Origin of the sequence: Ruegeria atlantica (assembly GCF_001458195.1) — a bacterium.
Classification (GTDB): Bacteria; Pseudomonadota; Alphaproteobacteria; order Rhodobacterales; family Rhodobacteraceae; genus Ruegeria; species Ruegeria atlantica.
In genome coordinates, this window is record NZ_CYPU01000049.1 from 1 (window position 1) to 16,563 (window position 16,563).

Here is a 16,563-nt window from a genome sequence, read left to right on the forward strand (position 1 = left end):
GCGTTCCGGTTTCCACTTGATTCAAAATCAATAACTTAGCGACTTCGTAAAGGAAGTGAGCCTCCCCATTTGAATGGGCCCACCGTTAAGATTAGGAAACGGAGGACCAAGAATGGCAAACAAGCGACCGAAGCCGGAAGAAATTGTCTCGAAGTTGCGGCAGGTTGAAGTTCTGATGGGGCAAGGGATGCCGCGTCTGGATGCGATCAGACAGATCGGCGTTGTGGAGCAAACCTATTACCGCTGGCGCAAGCAATATGGCGGAATGGGTGTAGACCAATTGAAGGAACTTAGGCGGCTTCAGAAGGAAAATGAGCGGCTCAGGCGTGCGGTATCAGACCTGACGCTCGACAAGCTTATCCTGACGGAAGCATCGAAGGGAAACTTCTAAGCCCCTCTCGTCGCCGTGCTTGCGTCGCTCATGTTCGCAGCCAGTTCAAAGTTTCCGAGCGCCGTGCATGCCGCGTACTGGGACAGCACCGATCCACGCAAAGGCGTATTCCACGGGGCCGACCCGATGAAGAACAGCTGGTGGCCGACATGATCGAGCTTGCCAGGCAGTATGGTCGGTATGGGTATCGCCGGGTTGCGGTGTTGCTGAGAGAGGCTGGATGGTCTGTCAGTGATGGGCGCATTGAACGGCTTTGGCGACGAGAGGGGCTGAAGGTGCCTGCAAAACAGCCCAAGAAGGGACGGCTTTGGCTAAACGATGGTTCATGTGTTCGACTCAGGCCGGAACATAGCAATCATGTCTGGAGCTATGACTTCGTGCATTGTCGCACCGATGATGGGAAACCTTTCCGGACGTTGAACATCATCGACGAGTTCAGCCGGGAGTGCTTGGCAATCAGGGTAAAGCGAAAACTAAACTCGGCGGATGTGATCGATGCTCTGACGGATTTGTTCATTCTGCGCGGCACACCGTCCTACATCCGTTCAGATAACGGTCCTGAGTTCGTTGCTCTGGCGGTTCGCGACTGGATTGCAGCTGTCGGAGCCAAAACGGCATACATCGAACCAGGCTCGCCTTGGGAGAACGGATTTTGTGAAAGCTTCAACGGTCGCATGAGGGACGAGCTGTTGAACGGGGAAATCTTCTACTCGCTCAGAGAAGCGCAGATCATCATCGAAGAATGGAGGAAGCACTACAACACCAAACGACCACACAGTGCACTGGGTTATCGCTCTCCGGCACCAGAAACCATCATCCCGATGGAACACAGGCCGATCATGCACTAACAATCACGTTGGACCCGTCAGATAGGGCTGCTCAATCTGCGCAGCGCACTTTGCCTTCGACGGGTTGCTCGCCGCCTTCAACATCAGGAGTGATCGTTACCAAAGTATCGATTTGAAGGTCCTGCAATTCGTGAGGAGCTACACCGATTTCCGACACGGGCTCGGCGTTTTTTGCTTGCTCGGTTGCGTGCTTCGTGCGCATAGCCTTTGAAGTCCCATGCACAATTCCGCACACATTTTCTTCCCTCCGTATCAGGTCAGGAAATTCGGATAGCAGATCAGGGCCACCGGTCCACCGCCCACGAATGCACCAAATGATATGGTACATTTGCGCGTTAATGGCCGCAGGATCAGAGCCGAGCAAGAACGTACGCCCGTCGCTCAACTGAGCATCCATCCAAGATAGGGGTGCGCGCATCTGAGCGACAAGATGTGGTAGCTGCTCGTTGGCGCGTTTAAGCCCTGCAGCCCAGTCTTGGCCAATATACAAGCGTCCGCGGTCCTCTGCAAAATCACTTGGCAGGTTATCACCGGCAGATCCAAGAACGATTTTCACGGCCAGCGAGAAAAGATCGCCATCGGTGTAGCGACTCAAGCACCACATCAAACCAGCCTCAGTTGTCGGCATCAGTGTCGGCGTTGGGTGACGACTTTCAACCTCGCGAAGGATACATTGGCTGTCGCAATAAATGTCCGCCCCAATTTGCATGACCGGGGTACGTCGGTAGCCGCCCGTCAGCGCTGTCAGCATGGGCTTCGGCGGCAAGCGCGGGATCTCGACATCGCGCCAGGACAGCTGCTTGATACCGAAGGCCACGCGCACTTACTCAGCTACGGGTGATTGCGGATAGTTGTGGAAGACTATCTCTGTAGCTGGATAGATCATGCAGTTTGTCTCAATTCTGTTTTTCGAGTTGCTTCAGGACGCTATCGGAACTCGTCAGATCACGAAACCCAGGCGATCTCCAATGTTCTGGAAATGCTGGTTTGAAGGCGTGACTATTGCAGAAATCGACTTCGAAGTGGCGGATCACTTTGCATAGAATACCGACTACAAGCTTCGGCACTGCAGTCATTGTTGCATAGTGCAGCGAATGGCTGCTCCGAGCCCAAAACAGACGCCGGTGCAAACCGCCACCAATGACAGCTTTGGTCCAGGAAAAGCATTGAAATTATCTGCCACGAACGAAGGATTACGACTGCAAAATCAACACCGTATCGCCTTAGTGCGCTTTAAACCCCGATCCCAATCAAAGCCTGCATTGATGGACCTCAGTCGCGAAATATTTGCCTTTAACAATTGGAAAATACAATCGCCTGATGCGCATATTTATTACTGAAGTGTCTGCCCGTGCCACATTCAAATACCGCTTAAGTGGTGCATAAAAAATGAATGTTGGGTTTGCGGCAGGAACAGTGGTAGCCAGAGCACAACCAGTCTTCCCCTGCGAGAGTAGAACGCATGCCAGAAAGAATTGAAGTCCTAGAGGATATCTGCAAACAAGCCGGGCGTTTGGCGCTCAAGTATTTCCGCGAACAAGACACGCTGGTGATCGACAACAAAGGACATCAGGACTTTGTCTCGCAGGCAGATCGCAATGTCGAGTTGCTGACGCGCGATCTGTTAGCCAAGGCTTTTCCTGAAGACACCATCGTCGGCGAAGAGCACGCTCCGACCCCCGGCACCTCCGGGTTCACCTGGGTCATTGATCCGATCGATGGCACCACGAACTTCATCAACGGCATTCCTGCTTGGACGGTTGTTGTTGCGGGCGTGCGCGGCGCTGCAACCGAATGCGGGGTCATCCACGATCCGGCAAACGACGAAACGTTTGTCGCCGTAAAAGGCGAAGGCGCAAAGCTGAATGGGGCGCCGCTGAAACTCGAGGATTCACGGAAGATGTCCGAAGGCACAGTTGGCGTCGGATACTCCAACCGAGTGGACGACCAAGGGATCGTTCGCCTCGTTACGGCTTTGGTTGATGAAGGATCAATGTTCTATCGGAACGCGTCGGGGGCTCTTTCCCTGGCTTATGTCGCAGCGGGGCGGCTTTTGGGGTACGCCGAAGAGCACATGAACGCTTGGGATTGCGTTGCGGGTCAGCTCATTGTCGCCGAGGCCGGAGGCTGCGTAGAGGTGCAGAACGCTGACGACATGATACGCTATGGCGGACGTGTCGTTGTGGGAACGCCTGCCGTATTTGATCGGCTACTTGAGCTCTCCAAGACAGCTTTCGAGCAAACCGATTAAGCCTCCGGCAGCAATACCGGCCCTTTTTGAGAAAACCCGACGGTCACGTCAGTGCCAACTTCCAGCGGCGTGTCCACGTTTTCGTGAACAGCGAACATGGAACCGAAGCTGGCCTCAAGCGTGTATTCCATCCGCACACCGACATAGGTCGCCTTGGCTACGGTCGCCTTGAAACCATCTTGCGCACCGATCACCAATCTAGATGGGCGAACAGCAAGCTTGGCGGCTCCCACCGCTAGCCCTCGGGCGGGGAGTACATGAGTGTACCCCTCAATGGAAATCGTCGCCATATCGCCATCCACGCTCTCGATGGTACATGGCAGGATGTTCGCTTCTCCGATAAAATCCGCAACAAAACGATCAACAGGCGCATCGTACAGGCTGCGCGGCGTGCCAATCTGAGCGATGGAGGCGTTGCGCATAACCACGATTTCATCAGAGACGGCCAACGCCTCTTCCTGATCGTGGGTGACATAGACAACCGTAAGCCCAAGGTCTTGTTGAATGGCGCGGATATCTTCGCGCACCTGACGGCGCAGTTTTGCATCAAGGTTGGACAGCGGCTCGTCAAACAACAGAACCTGCGGCTCCAACACCAAAGCACGCGCGACGGCGACCCTTTGTTGCTGACCACCCGAAAGCTCACTGGGCAAGCGCGTATCGAACCCCTTCAGCCCAACAAGCTCCAATCCGGCTAGCGCGCGGTCGCGCGTTTCCGATTTCGAGTATCCAGAAAAAGTCAGGCCATAAGACACATTTTCCAGCACGCTCATATGAGGAAACAGCGCGTAGGACTGGAATACCATCGACACATCGCGATCTGTCGCGGGCAACGTTGTGACATCGCGGTCGCCGATCAGAATGCGCCCGGACGTTGCCATTTCTAGACCTGCAATCATACGCAACGTCGTCGTTTTCCCACAGCCCGATGGCCCAAGCAAGGTGACAAGCTTGCCCGCCTCCACATGCAAATCGATGTTGTCCACAGCGACAACGTCGCGTCCAAAGCTTTTGGTCACGTTCTCGAAACGAACCGGGGCGGCTTTACTGGCAATTAGTGTTTTGCTCATGTTTGTTCCTTTGCCCCGAATTGCGTGCGGCGTCCGATTTTCGTCCGCCCGACCAACACCTGTAGCAGGCCGACCGCAGCAAGCATGACGAAGATCAGCGTTGTGGAATAGGCGATCGCAAGGCCGTAATCGTTGTTCTCAACACGACCGATAATATAGCTCGTCGCCATGTCGTACTCTGCTGAGACCAGAAAGATCACTGCAGAAATCGCAGTCATGGCGCGCACAAAACTGTAAACAAGTGCTGCCAGAATTGCGGGTTTCAAGAGCGGCAAGATCACCCGCCGGAAAGTTTGCCACGAATTCGCACCAAGCGTGAGAGAACTTTCGTCCAGCGATTTGTCGAGCTGGCTCATCGAAGCGATGCCAGCGCGGACCCCAACAGGCATGTTCCGAAAGATGAAGCTCACAATAAGTATAATGCCCGTACCGGTGATCTCAATCGGTGGCACGTTAAAGGCCAGAATGTAACTGACCCCGATAACCGTTCCCGGGATCGCAAAGCTCAGCATAGTTCCAAACTCGAACGCGTTTTTGCCTGTAAAGGATTGCCGTGTCAGCAGATATGCCGTGATAAGACCAACGGCGGCCGTCAACGGCGCAGCTGCAGCAGCGATATAGATCGTCGTCCAGAAACTATCCCATGCCGCGCCTGTCCAGCGGATGCCTGTTTCTTCGAAACGCACAGAGAACGCGGTGACATAGTGTTTGAAGGTGAGCGTGTTGTTGACACCCCAAAGTTCGACCACGCTTCCATAAAGGATCATGCCGTACACAACGACCGTAAACAGACCCCAGACGCCTGCCGCAATGAAAACCGGGACAGCAAGGCCGTTTGGCATCAGCGGATGGACGCCAGCGTCGCCCTTGCCGGAAACGGTTGTATAGCTCTTTTTGCCAAGCCACATGCGCTGCGCATAAAACGCGGAGAGTGTAAAAAACAAAAGCACCATCGCAAGCACAGCGGCGCGGCCCTGATCGTACTGAGCGCCGACAATTGCAAAGAATATCTCGGTTGACAGAACATCAAAATTTCCGCCCAGAACCAGCGGATTGCCGAAATCCGCCATGCTCTCAATGAAGCCAAGCAAAAAGGCATTTGCCAGCCCCGGCCGCATCAACGGCAGCGAAACTGTACGGAACGTTTGCCAGCGGTTCGCCCGCAGCGTTTGCGCGGCCTCCTCCATCGACGGAGACACCCCCTCAACAACGCCGATAAGGACAAGGAACGCAATGGGCGTAAAGGCGAGCGTTTGTGCAATGAGTACGCCGGGCATGCCATAGAGCCAGCGTGTCGGCTGGACCCCAAACAGATCGGCAAAGAACTGCGTGACCGTGCCGGAAAGGCCGAACAGCAGGATCAAAGCCAGACCAATAACGAAAGGAGGCGTGATGATCGGCAGAACGGTCAACGCGCGCAGTGCCCGCTTGTAGCGGAAACCCGAGCGCGTCACGACAAGCGCGAATACCAAACCCAGAACAGTTGTCAGGATGCCAACCGTGATGGCGAGGAAAAGCGAGTTCCAAGCGGCCCCACAGCGCGCGCCAGACATGCAGCCAAGGCCCCAAAGACGGTCATCAAAGAACTTGGAAGCAAAGACCGAAGCAGAGTAGCCACCTTCCTCAGTTATGAAAGCGGCCAAAAGCATCTTTGCGATCGGCAAGAACACGAAAACCGTGACGATAACGATCACGCCACCAATCGCGCTGACAACAAAGACATCTCCGTTAATCGCACCCCGTGCAGCGATGCCTTGGGTGAACAGGAACAGGTACGCCGACGCGAGCAAAAGCGCGCCGTATCCCATACCGAACTGGCGGTCGCCAAGGTCTCCAAACAGCGCCATCAGCCATTCGAAATTGAACCCCCTTATGCCGATGCCAAAGCCTTGAGCAATCAGCCACCCAAAGCCAATGGCGCCAGACGCAATCAGTATCTTTGCATAAAGTGGGTCGCTCTTCTTGCGGCGAAGCGCAAAAAGCGACGTGATCAGCGGGATTATGAGTGGCGCCAGCCAGAGCTTTTCACCCTGTCCAATCAAAAACGCCGCAGGCGCGTAATCCTCATCAAAGGGATAGCCATCAATCAGCCATTCAAATGCAAAGAAGCCGTCTTCGACCCCGTACCAAGGCAAAATACAGAACCCGACCCACCCGGCGACGATCCAAAAGATCAAGGCCGGATGGGTGGACGTTTCAGTTGAAACGTTTCGCAAGTTTTACTGCGGCAACGTCGAGACGTCTTCGTCCCATTTCTGCAACAGACGCTTGCGCTCGGCAGACGAGCCATAGGTCTTGAAATCATAGTCGATCAAAGTAATCGTCGACATGTCCGGCGCAGACGGTGACGTCTGGGCGCCAGTGTTCGACGGCACCTGGAACGCGTTCACTTCCAGCGCAAGGTTTTGTGCGTCCGTGGACAAGGCCCAGTCATAGAACTTCTTGGCTTCGTCCTCATTTCGCGCACCTTCAATGATCGACATCGAACCGATTTCATAGCCAGTGCCCTCACAAGGTGCGACGACTTTCACGGGGAAACCCGAAACAGCCTGCTTCACCGCGTCGTGCATGAACACAATACCGATGGTGTTTTCACCACGACCTGCCGCTTTGATCGGGGCAGAGCCGGACTTGGTGTATTGGTTGATGTTGGCATGAAGGCCTTTCATAAACTCAAAGCCCTCGTCTTCACCAAAAAGCTGCACCATAGAAGCCAGCGTCGTATAGGCCGTTCCTGATGAATTGGGGTTCGCCATTTGAACGTGGCCTTTGTACTCAGGCTTCAAAAGATCCTTCCAGCACGATGGCTCGGGCAGGTTGTTGGCAGCCAAAAGGTCGGTGTTGTACCCATAGCCAAGCGCGCCCGAATAAATCCCGATTGTTTTGTCGCCAGCGGATGTCGCCTGACTGATCGCCCAGTCATGCAACTGGTCGCGCATCGGTGACACGTAGGCCATCGTCAGGTTCTCTTCGGCAGCTTGCAAATGCGGATCGCCCGTACCACCCCACCAAACGTCCCCTTTTGGGTTGGCGGACTCGGCTTTGATCTGCGCGAAGGTCTCGCCTGACGATTTGCGGGTCATGTTCACGTCAATACCTGTGGCGTCTTCAAAGCTTCGCGCCATAAGCTGGCACCAGTCTTCCTGCGCCGAGCAATACAGCGTCAATTTGTCGGCCTGCGCGGCAGATACGCCTGCCGTCAGCGCGACGATAGACGTCACGGCAATAGTGCTAAATTTCTTCATGGTAATCCTCCCTTGGTCGGGCTCAACGCCCGCATTTTGTTTCCTGTCGCCGCCACTTTTGGCCGGACCGGAAGTGTCGGAACGTCACATTTTTCGTGATCCTGACCCAACAAGTTCAACGTAGCGAGTTTTTCCGCTTTGGGAAGATAAATGACTCTTGGAGGAGATTGGGTTTTGCGCCTCTTTACCTGACCCATGTGCAGGTCGAAGCGACCATGGCGGCTGACCAAGCTACGGCATTGAACGCTGGGATTCTCGAACCGTACGGCACTAATACGCTGCTTCATTGTGGGCTAGCCAACACAAACGAGAGTTACATCGTAAATTTGCAAGGTGTTCATGTATTGAACATGACAAGCACTGTCGTGCGGTTTTGGATCCAACTTGGCAAATCACACCTGTTTGATGTAGCAACAGGCTTGCGTCGAGCAATCTAACCGTTTGTTCTCCAACTGAACCGCCACAGACTGCAAATTGGTGGCGGATCCAGCTCACGAGATTTTGAGGCCACGGGTTACATTGCCCCCGAAAGCAGCCCTTTGGATAGTTGTCCCGAACGGCGGCTTTGTCCGCAATCCGGACTATCACGCCTAGTGCGGCGAACGACTGCTGTGAGCCCAGAGCTGTCGCCAATAATGAATGTCGGAACTAGCGACATACGGCCCATCATTGTTTGCTCGACGCTTTGACCGTCTTTGCGATATGCTCGGTATAGCGGAGATCAGTGCCTTGGAAAAAGATCAACACTCACGGAAGCTTACCACGATCTTGTCGGCTACTCAAACCTGATGAGCCGCGATGAAAGCGGAACTCTGGCAGCGCTGACGAAACTCCGACATTCGGAGATTGATCCTCGTATCGCATGTTATAACGGACGCACCGTTAAACTGATGGGGGACGGAAGCCTGGTTGAGTTTGCCAGCGTCGTTGATGCAGTTCAGTTTGCTGTGGACGTACAGAACGCCATCGCACAAGTCCAAAGCGCTGTAACCGAAGGTGAACGAATTCGGTTCCGCATTGGGATTAACGTCGGTGATGTCATTGTGGACGGGGAAGACATTTACGGCGACGGTGTGAATGTCGCTGCTCGGATAGAAGGGCTTGCCGAGCCCGGCGGCATCTGCATATCGCGCACTGTCTTTGATCAGGTGAGCAACAAGCTAGACCTCACCTTTGTCGACATAGGGCCGCAACAGCTCAAGAACTTATCTGCTCCCGTAGAGGTCTACAGGATCGCGTTCGACGAGCGCGCGCGAGCGCTTGCCACGAAAACACCTACACAGATCACAGAACCAACATTCGAAGCGCCGCGCAGGAAGGTAAAGCAGTGGATTCTGGCCGTGGCAATTGTGGTGATTGCGCTCTCAGGTGCGATGTATTTGCTGCGACCGGAGGTCTTCAAACCGCCTGTGATCGCAGTACTTCCATTCGAAGACTTCAGTGACGCCGAAAACAAAGGCCTCCTGAGCGACGCCGTGAGCGGAGGTATCATCACGTCTTTGGCGCGTTTTCCGCAGATGAAAGTGATTTCACGGCGATCGAGCTTCAAATTTCGGGATTCCGACCTTCGCATCTCTGAAATTGCCGATCAGCTGGGTGCCGATTTCATTCTTGAAGGAACCCAACAATACGATGGGGAAAGGCTGCAGATTACGGCGCAATTGATCGATGGGGAAACGGAGGCCCACATCTGGACTGATGATGTCGATGTCCCTTTGGAAGACTTGTTGAAAACGAACAACGCAATCAGCTTGAATGTCGCCGGGTCCGTTGGAAACAAGGTCATCGAGACGGAGGTGGCGCGTATGGCCAAAGACGATGTTAGCGCGCTGATGATTGCGAATGCCGCGCAAAGCCGGATCATGCGAGACTTTAGCCGCGAGAGCCTGTTGAAGAACATTGAGGAACAGGAACGTTCGTTGAAAGACTACCCGGAGTCCGCCTGGGGTCATCTTGGGCAGGCGCTCTCGCTGCGGATCGGCCTGCGTTACGGCTGGATCGAAGGCGACGAAGAGGAAATACGCAAAAGGATGTATGATCTGGCGCGCCGTGGCGTGGAATTGGATCCCAATAACTTCATGGCCTATCAGGCGCTGGGGCGGGCGTTGACAATGAATAACAATCCCGAAGCCGCAGCGAACGCTTTCCGCCGTGCGATCGAACTGAACCCGTCATCTTCCTTTGCAAGAACTTCGTTGGCGCAAACGCTGGGCTTTATCGGAGAATCGGAAGAGGCTTTGGAGGTTATTGCCGAGGCTGAACTTGTAGACCCTTTTTACGGACACGACATTCATTGGGAAAAGGCCAGAATACAATGGCAGATGGGGAATTGTGAGCAGGCGCTGAAGACCTTTCAATCATCGCCTTCAATGCCGACAGCAGCCAACAAGATGCTGGCTGCAATTCATAACTGCCTAGGCAATGCAAACAAAGCAGCGCAGGCAATGGCTGTCTATGTCGCCGAGAACCCAAGTTGGACCGTGTCGCGAGAACGCGACGTTAACGCCGATTTGTGGATCGCTCCAGGCGTTCTCGAACGATGGCTCGAAGCTATGGAGTCCTCTGGGATGCCTATGTAACGCCAACACACGCTATGACTGCTATGTCCGCGTGGCGGTCACTCAAACAGAGCCCCGCAAACGGCTGCTTTGAGCCCATTTCAGTCATTGGAAGAGCCGATTCAAAAGGGCAAATTCAAGTGCCTGAGTTTGGCCCGTTTTCGCGAATCTTGAATATGTGCCATTCTCAGTTCTGGGCGATACCAGACAAAACTTGATTTAGGTCTGGCGTCCACGGCCTGGGAGGAGCCAGTTATGAACTTGAGACCTGACCCGACTTTTCACGCCACACCGAAACTTGCTATGGAGGCACCGGCGGAAACGCTCGCCTTCACATTGATGCTCAGTCCCGACGGCTCACAGCCGGATGGCCTGGCCGTTGTGGATGTTGACCCGAAATCGAAGACCTACAGTCAGATCGTCCATCAGCTTATCATGCCCAACAAGGGTGACGAGTTTCACCACTTTGGCTGGAACGCGTGCTCTTCTGCACTTTCGCCCCTGACAGGGCATGCATTTCTGGAACGCAGGTATCTGATTGTACCGGGAATCCGGTCCTCGCGCATCTACGTGATCGATGTGAAGGACCCCCTGCAGGCGAAGATTCACAAGATCATCGAACCCGAAGAGGTGTTCGCCAAAACGGGCTATTCCCGCCCGCACACAATCCACTGCGGTCCCGAAGGGATTTATGTTTCAACGCTCGGCGGCGGCGGTGCCGATGGCACGAATGGCCCTCCGGGCATTTTCATCATGGACTGCGAGACGTTTGATATCCTTGGCCGCTACGAGATGGACCGAGGTGAACAGGACAAGCACTATGATTTCTGGTGGAATCTTCCGCGGGACTACATGGTAAGCTCGGAATGGGGGCTGCCGCCACAGTTTGAAAACGGGATCGTGGCCGAGGATTTGCTGTCCAACAAATACGGCCACAAGATCCATTTCTGGAACCTGCGCGAACGCCGCAACGTCCAAACCATTGATCTGGGTGCGAACCACCAGATGGCTTTGGAAATCCGGCCTGCTCATGATCCGGCAAAGGATTATGGTTTTTGCGGCGTCGTCGTGGACACCACAAACCTGCAGGGCGCAATTTTCACATGGTGGCAGAAGGATGACGGAACGTTCGAGGCTAAAAAGACGATCACGATTGATCCGCGACCTGAGAAGGCTGAGAACCTTCCACCCCTGTTGCAGGGATTTGAGGCCGTACCCCCATTGGTCACCGACATCGACCTGAGCCTGGACGACAAGTACCTCTACGTCGCCTGTTGGGGTCAGGGAGAAATGCATCAGTATGATGTTTCTGACCCGATGAACCCCAAGCTGACCGGCAAGGTCGAGCTTGGCGGGATTGCACGCGGGGCGAAACACCCGAACGGCAAGGATTTTGTCTACGGACCCCAAATGGTTGAGATCAGCCGGGACGGCAAACGAGTCTACTGGACCAATTCGCTCTATTCGACGTGGGATGATCAGTTTTACCCAGACGATGAGGGCGGGCAAATGGTCATGGCCAATGTCGGAGAAAACGGTGGTCTGGAACTGGACAAAGATTTCTATGTCGAGTTCCCAAAAGGCTATCGTAGCCACCAGATTCGTCTGGAAGGCGGAGACTGCTCAACAGATAGCTTCTGCTACCCGTCTGTCTGACGCGTGGACGGATTAGACACGGCAACAGCCCTGTGGTGGGCTGTTGTCGCCTCGGGCATTTATCACGGGGTCAATCCGGGTATGGGTTGGCCTTTGGCGGTATCAGCGGCTCTGATGGACAAAAGCAGCAACAGCCTTTTCAGGGCGTTGATCGCGTTGGCGACCGGGCATCTTGTTGCGATGGGCGCCATTCTGTTTCCCTTTACTGCGCTGCTGTTTCTAGCCGAGTGGCAGCGTGAGATTCAGATCTTCGCGGCCTGTCTCGTGATCGGACTGGGCGTCTATCTGTTGCTCAACCGGCGTCACCCGCGAATACTTGCGCGGGTACCTCCGTCGCGGCTTGCGCTCTGGTCGTTTTTGGCAGCGATGGCGCACGGAGCAGGGCTGATGTTGGTTCCTATCTATCTGGGCATCTGTCGCACAATCGCTACGGACCCAGGACATGCAGCGGCGGCTGATCTGATGACTGGAAACGCCAAAATCGCTGTTGGTGTCGCCTTGGCCCACACGCTGGCTATGACAATCTCAGGCGGGTTGCTTGCGTTCGGAGTATATCATTGGCTGGGCCTGAGGTTCCTCTCGAAAGGGTGGTTCAATCTGGACGTAATATGGGCGTTGAGCTTGATCCTTGTGGGGTCGATTTCGCTGCTGTTTGTTCATTCTGCTGGCTAACAGCAATGCCAGGCCGAAAAGGCCGAGGAGCCGTAGTTTGGGTTAAACAGCAGCGAACGGATGCTTTGTCCGCATGTGAGACATAGAACGGAAGCGCAGCGAACGACGGGTTCCAGTTTGGCAGCGTTCAATGACCGCTTTCGGGAAATCTCGCTGCAGCGCCGCAAGTAATTCCCCGATTGCGTGGATGCGCGGGCACGGAGTTCGCTGCGCCAGCATAAGGCGGGTTCGTCCGGAGGCTGTGTGAAAACTCTGACGGTCTGGCGAAATACGCCGAAAACAGCCTCTATGTGCATTCTCTCGCATTTCTGAGAGAGCTTTTGCGCAGGTGCCGAAAACGAGCGCGACGAGAGCGTGCTTGGGCCGGAGTTTTCACACATCCTCTCCGCACAGCGGTCATTGATGCACTACGCAGCAAAAGACTGTTTTGAACCCATTGTGACAATTGCTGCACTGCATTCAAATGCCCACTTTGATCGATTTTCGCCGACAATTATAGAGGCGCTTGGATGTTGTTACTTTATAAAGTAAAAACTACCGAACAAAGAGGCAAATCCCATGCGCAAACAGGCTGCAATCAGACAGGCAGACATTCTTGGCGTCCTGAGATCTTCGAAAGCACCTATGACGGCTTATCAAATTTTGGGTCGTTTGCAGAAGAACGAGCCGGATATTGCGCCACCAACTGTGTATCGCGCCTTGACTGCACTGACCGACCAGGGTCGGGCGCACAAACTTGAATCGCTCAAGGCTTTCGTGCCTTGCCGATGTGACCACGACAACAGCCTACCGGTCCTGACGATCTGCGATAATTGCGGGAAGGTCGAAGAGCACGATGGTGGATCACTTCTGTCGAAACTCACCGCTCTGATTTCGGCCAGCAAATTTGTGCCAGACCGCCACATCGTTGAACTCCACGGGGCCTGCAATACTTGCGCCGTTTAAGACAAATCCAATTCAAAAAGGTATGCCATGAAATATGCACTTCCCGCCTTAGTCGCCCTTACCACCGCTCCCGCCATCGCAGAAGATGCGCGCGAGTTGGATGCTCACGAACACGGTGTTGGCGAACTGAACATCGCGGTTGACGGCAGCACGATCGCGATGGAGCTCCATGCGCCGGGTGCGGACATTGTTGGCTTCGAATACGAGGCGACGGGCGCCGAAGATCGCGCTGCGATTGATGCCGCCGTAGCCATGCTGGCAAAACCGCTAGACCTTTTCGTTCTTCCCTCAGCGGCGGAGTGCAGCGTGACCCAGGCCAGCGCTGTGTTGGAAAGTGAAGAAGAACATTACGAGCACGACCACGAAGAGCATGCCGAAAGCGAGGCTCATGAGGGCCACGACGACGAGCATGGCCATGAAGACCACGCCGATGGCGAAAAGCATAACGATCACGACGACCATGCCGAAGCGGAAGCCAGCCACACTGAGTTTCACGCTGAATACGCACTGACCTGCGGAAATCCTGATGCGCTAACGGGGATCGAATTCGCTTATTTCGAGACTTTCGAGAACGCATTGGAATTGGAGGTGCAGATTGTGACGGCCTCGGGTGCGCAGGCATTCGAGATCGAGCGCGATGCACCGACGCTTGATTTGCGCGGCATGTTCTAATTGACGTCGCCTGAACTGATCCTTGATCTGAAGGACGTTCGTTTCCGATGGCCAGGACGGGCGTCTTTCGCGCTTTCGGTGCCGAATTTTTCAGTTCTGAGGGGCGAAGCCGTTCTTCTTCTGGGGGAAAGCGGATCAGGCAAATCCACGCTATTGTCTCTGATCTGCGGTACGGTCCACGCGGACGCCGGGATTGTGCGCGTTGCGGGTACCGATGTGTCTGACTATTCGGGCGGACAGCGCGACCGGTTTCGCGCCGAACAGATCGGAGTGATATTCCAGCAATTCAACCTGCTGCCTTTCGGCTCCGTCCTAGACAATGTCCTTTTACCGCTGCGCTTTGCCCCGGCGCGCCGTGGTCGGGTAGAAAATGGGCCCGATGAGGCACGAGGTCTTTGCGCCGCTTTGGGTCTGCCAGATCTTTTGGCCACGAAAGCCTCCACCCTCAGCGTCGGTCAGCAACAGCGCGTTGCAGTTGCGCGTGCCATGATAGGCCGGCCCCCGATCATCATTGCTGACGAACCCACATCTGCACTTGATGCCACCAGTCAATCGGCATTCCTTGACCTTCTTTTCGCCCAAGTGCGGGCCCATGGGACGACGCTTCTAATGGTCAGTCACGATCCCCGCCTTGGGGGCCGCTTCGACCGGGTGATCGCCATGGAAGACATCGCGCGCATAGAAAGGCAGGCGGCATGATCCTGCGGCTGGCAATCGGGTCGCTGAGCGCAAGGGCGCTGACGGTGGCTATGACGGTTCTGGCAATTGCGCTGTCGGTGGCCCTGTTCCTTGGCGTCGAAAAGGTGCGCACCGGGGCCAAGGCCAGCTTTTCCGACACGATCTCGGGCACCGACCTGATTGTTGGCGCGCGGTCGGGCTCGGTGCAGCTTTTGCTGTACTCGGTTTTCCGCATCGGCAACGCCACGAACAATGTCACATGGGAAAGCTATCGGGACATTGCCTCGCGACCCGAAGTGGACTGGATCGTCCCAATCTCGCTTGGTGACAGTCATCGCCAGTTCCGGGTCATGGGCACCACCGTCGACTTCTTCGAGCGCTACAAGTACCGGCAAGGGCGGAGGCTTGAAGTGGCTTATGGCGCGCTGATGTCTGATCTTTTCGACACAGTGATCGGCGCGGACGTTGCCACATCGCTTGGCTATGACGTCGGCGATCCGATCGTTGTGGCGCATGGCATCGCGTCTTTCAGCGAACACAAGGATCAGCCGTTTCGGGTCTCCGGCATTCTTGACAAGACCGGCACACCGGTCGATCGCACAGTCATCGTCAGCCTAGAGGCCATTGAGGCGATTCATGTGGATTGGCAGAACGGCGCACAAGTGCCCGGTCAATCCACGCCCGCCGATGTGATCCGGCAGATGGAGCTGACGCCCAAGGCGGTCACGGCGGCCCTGATCGGCGTCGAAAGCCCATTGCAGATCTTTGCCCTTCAACGCGCGATAAATGAATACCCGGAGGAGCCGCTTCTGGCCGTCCTGCCAGGTGTCGCCCTTCAAGAACTCTGGGGCATTGTCGGGGTTGCAGAAACCGCTTTGTTGGGTGTGTCGGCTATGGTTGTGGTCACAGCCTTGATCGGCATGATGGCGACAATTTTTTCAAGTCTGAATGAACGCCGCCGCGAAATGGCGATCTTTCGGGCCATGGGCGCGCGACCCGCAACGATCATGGGTCTTTTAGTGTTGGAGGCGGTTCTGACCGCTGCTGTTGGTGCGCTCCTTGGTGTATTATTCCTTTACCTCGGTTTGACCGTCGCGCAACCGATGATCGACAGCGCGTTTGGCCTATGGTTGCCCATAGAAGCACCCAGCATTAGGGAACTTTGGGTCTTGCTTGGCGTGGTGGCCGCTGGCGCAATTGTGAGTATGGTTCCGGCTTTCAGAGCCTATCGCTTGTCACTGGCCGATGGTATGATGGTGAAAACATGAGACAGATTGATCATACTCTCTTTGTGAGACACGCGGTCCTGGCCGAGCGATGAACTCTGGGATGCCAAGATCATGCGAACCCAGCTGCAATCGAAAGTGCTCCCTTAAACCGGTTACAAGCTAACGGCAGAGCGGATGGATCCTTACAGTGGTAAAGCCTGGTCCTTGTATTCCGGGCTGCAAAAGCCTGTATTCGGTCGATCCCCTCAATCATATTTGAAAAGAGAATATGCGTCCCTTTGTGCACCATTATTGTTCCTGTACCTGAAAAACACTCCTGTGTACTCTTGAGCGGCAATCCGAGCGAGG

General features: G+C 55.0%; 16 protein-coding genes. 12 read left to right on the forward strand and 4 right to left on the reverse strand.

Annotation, left to right across the window (positions count from 1 at the left end; all coding sequences use genetic code 11):
• The first annotated feature begins 112 nt into the window (after positions 1 to 112).
• Positions 113 to 1,239 (forward strand): IS3 family transposase gene (locus RUA4292_RS14970; protein ID WP_145974883.1). Its coding sequence is split into 2 segments (ribosomal slippage): positions 113 to 377 and positions 377 to 1,239, totalling 1,128 coding nucleotides; the frame shifts between segments, so codons are not numbered across the junction.
• 31 nt (positions 1,240 to 1,270) lie between these two features.
• Here the strand turns inward: RUA4292_RS14970 and RUA4292_RS14975 are convergent.
• The gene (locus tag RUA4292_RS14975; protein WP_058278330.1) at positions 1,271 to 2,062 is read right to left on the reverse strand and encodes a glutathione S-transferase N-terminal domain-containing protein; all 792 of its coding nucleotides are present in this window, start codon (positions 2,060 to 2,062) and stop codon (positions 1,271 to 1,273) included.
• A gap of 61 nt (positions 2,063 to 2,123) precedes the next feature.
• On the opposite strand from RUA4292_RS14975, the gene RUA4292_RS24810 reads away from it, so the two are divergent.
• The 3 genes from RUA4292_RS24810 (at position 2,124) to RUA4292_RS14980 (ending at position 3,490) form a co-directional block, all read left to right on the forward strand.
• Positions 2,124 to 2,282: a hypothetical protein gene (locus RUA4292_RS24810; protein ID WP_158507037.1), complete on the forward strand. Its 159-nt coding sequence runs from the start codon at positions 2,124 to 2,126 to the stop codon at positions 2,280 to 2,282.
• 51 nt (positions 2,283 to 2,333) lie between these two features.
• Positions 2,334 to 2,579: a hypothetical protein gene (locus RUA4292_RS24515; RefSeq protein ID WP_145974969.1), complete on the forward strand. Its 246-nt coding sequence runs from the start codon at positions 2,334 to 2,336 to the stop codon at positions 2,577 to 2,579.
• A 122-nt stretch (positions 2,580 to 2,701) separates the two neighbouring features.
• Positions 2,702 to 3,490 carry an inositol monophosphatase family protein gene (locus RUA4292_RS14980; protein WP_058278331.1) on the forward strand — a complete coding sequence of 263 codons (789 nt, stop codon included), beginning with the start codon at positions 2,702 to 2,704 and terminating at the stop codon, positions 3,488 to 3,490.
• On the opposite strand, the gene RUA4292_RS14985 is transcribed toward RUA4292_RS14980, so the two are convergent.
• From RUA4292_RS14985 to RUA4292_RS14995, 3 genes are read right to left on the reverse strand one after another with little or no spacing between them, the layout of a single operon-like run.
• Positions 3,487 to 4,560, reverse strand: coding sequence for an ABC transporter ATP-binding protein (locus RUA4292_RS14985; protein WP_058278332.1), 1,074 nt, complete (start codon positions 4,558 to 4,560; stop codon positions 3,487 to 3,489). The genes RUA4292_RS14980 and RUA4292_RS14985 overlap by 4 nt on opposite strands.
• Positions 4,557 to 6,776: an ABC transporter permease gene (locus tag RUA4292_RS14990; RefSeq protein ID WP_058278333.1), complete on the reverse strand. Its 2,220-nt coding sequence runs from the start codon at positions 6,774 to 6,776 to the stop codon at positions 4,557 to 4,559. The genes RUA4292_RS14985 and RUA4292_RS14990 overlap by 4 nt, the downstream gene beginning before the upstream one ends.
• Before the next feature lie 3 nt (positions 6,777 to 6,779).
• Positions 6,780 to 7,805, reverse strand: coding sequence for an ABC transporter substrate-binding protein (locus tag RUA4292_RS14995; RefSeq protein ID WP_058278334.1), 1,026 nt, complete (start codon positions 7,803 to 7,805; stop codon positions 6,780 to 6,782).
• A 95-nt stretch (positions 7,806 to 7,900) separates the two neighbouring features.
• On the opposite strand from RUA4292_RS14995, the gene RUA4292_RS24815 reads away from it, so the two are divergent.
• From RUA4292_RS24815 to RUA4292_RS15035, 8 genes are all read left to right on the forward strand, one after another.
• Entirely contained in the window at positions 7,901 to 8,242 is a 342-nt protein-coding gene (locus tag RUA4292_RS24815) for a hypothetical protein (RefSeq protein WP_058278335.1), read from the forward strand.
• Between the two features lie 258 nt (positions 8,243 to 8,500).
• Positions 8,501 to 10,384, forward strand: coding sequence for an adenylate/guanylate cyclase domain-containing protein (locus RUA4292_RS15005; RefSeq protein ID WP_267885459.1), 1,884 nt, complete (start codon positions 8,501 to 8,503; stop codon positions 10,382 to 10,384).
• Between the two features lie 234 nt (positions 10,385 to 10,618).
• Positions 10,619 to 12,019, forward strand: a complete 1,401-nt coding sequence (locus RUA4292_RS15010) for a selenium-binding protein SBP56-related protein (protein ID WP_058278337.1) — start codon at positions 10,619 to 10,621, stop codon at positions 12,017 to 12,019.
• Between the two features lie 3 nt (positions 12,020 to 12,022).
• Complete coding sequence (locus RUA4292_RS15015) at positions 12,023 to 12,691, forward strand: hypothetical protein (protein WP_058278338.1); 669 nt, start codon at positions 12,023 to 12,025, stop codon at positions 12,689 to 12,691.
• Between the two features lie 558 nt (positions 12,692 to 13,249).
• Entirely contained in the window at positions 13,250 to 13,636 is a 387-nt protein-coding gene (locus RUA4292_RS15020; protein ID WP_058278339.1) for a Fur family transcriptional regulator, read from the forward strand.
• A gap of 27 nt (positions 13,637 to 13,663) precedes the next feature.
• On the forward strand, positions 13,664 to 14,308 hold the full coding sequence (gene zrgA, locus RUA4292_RS15025; RefSeq protein WP_058278340.1) for a zinc uptake protein ZrgA: 645 nt from the start codon (positions 13,664 to 13,666) through the stop codon (positions 14,306 to 14,308).
• Positions 14,309 to 15,007: an ABC transporter ATP-binding protein gene (locus RUA4292_RS15030; RefSeq protein WP_058278341.1), complete on the forward strand. Its 699-nt coding sequence runs from the start codon at positions 14,309 to 14,311 to the stop codon at positions 15,005 to 15,007.
• Positions 15,004 to 16,254, forward strand: a complete 1,251-nt coding sequence (locus tag RUA4292_RS15035) for an ABC transporter permease (RefSeq protein WP_058278342.1) — start codon at positions 15,004 to 15,006, stop codon at positions 16,252 to 16,254. Before RUA4292_RS15030 ends, RUA4292_RS15035 begins: the two co-directional genes overlap by 4 nt.
• Positions 16,255 to 16,563: the final 309 nt, after the last annotated feature.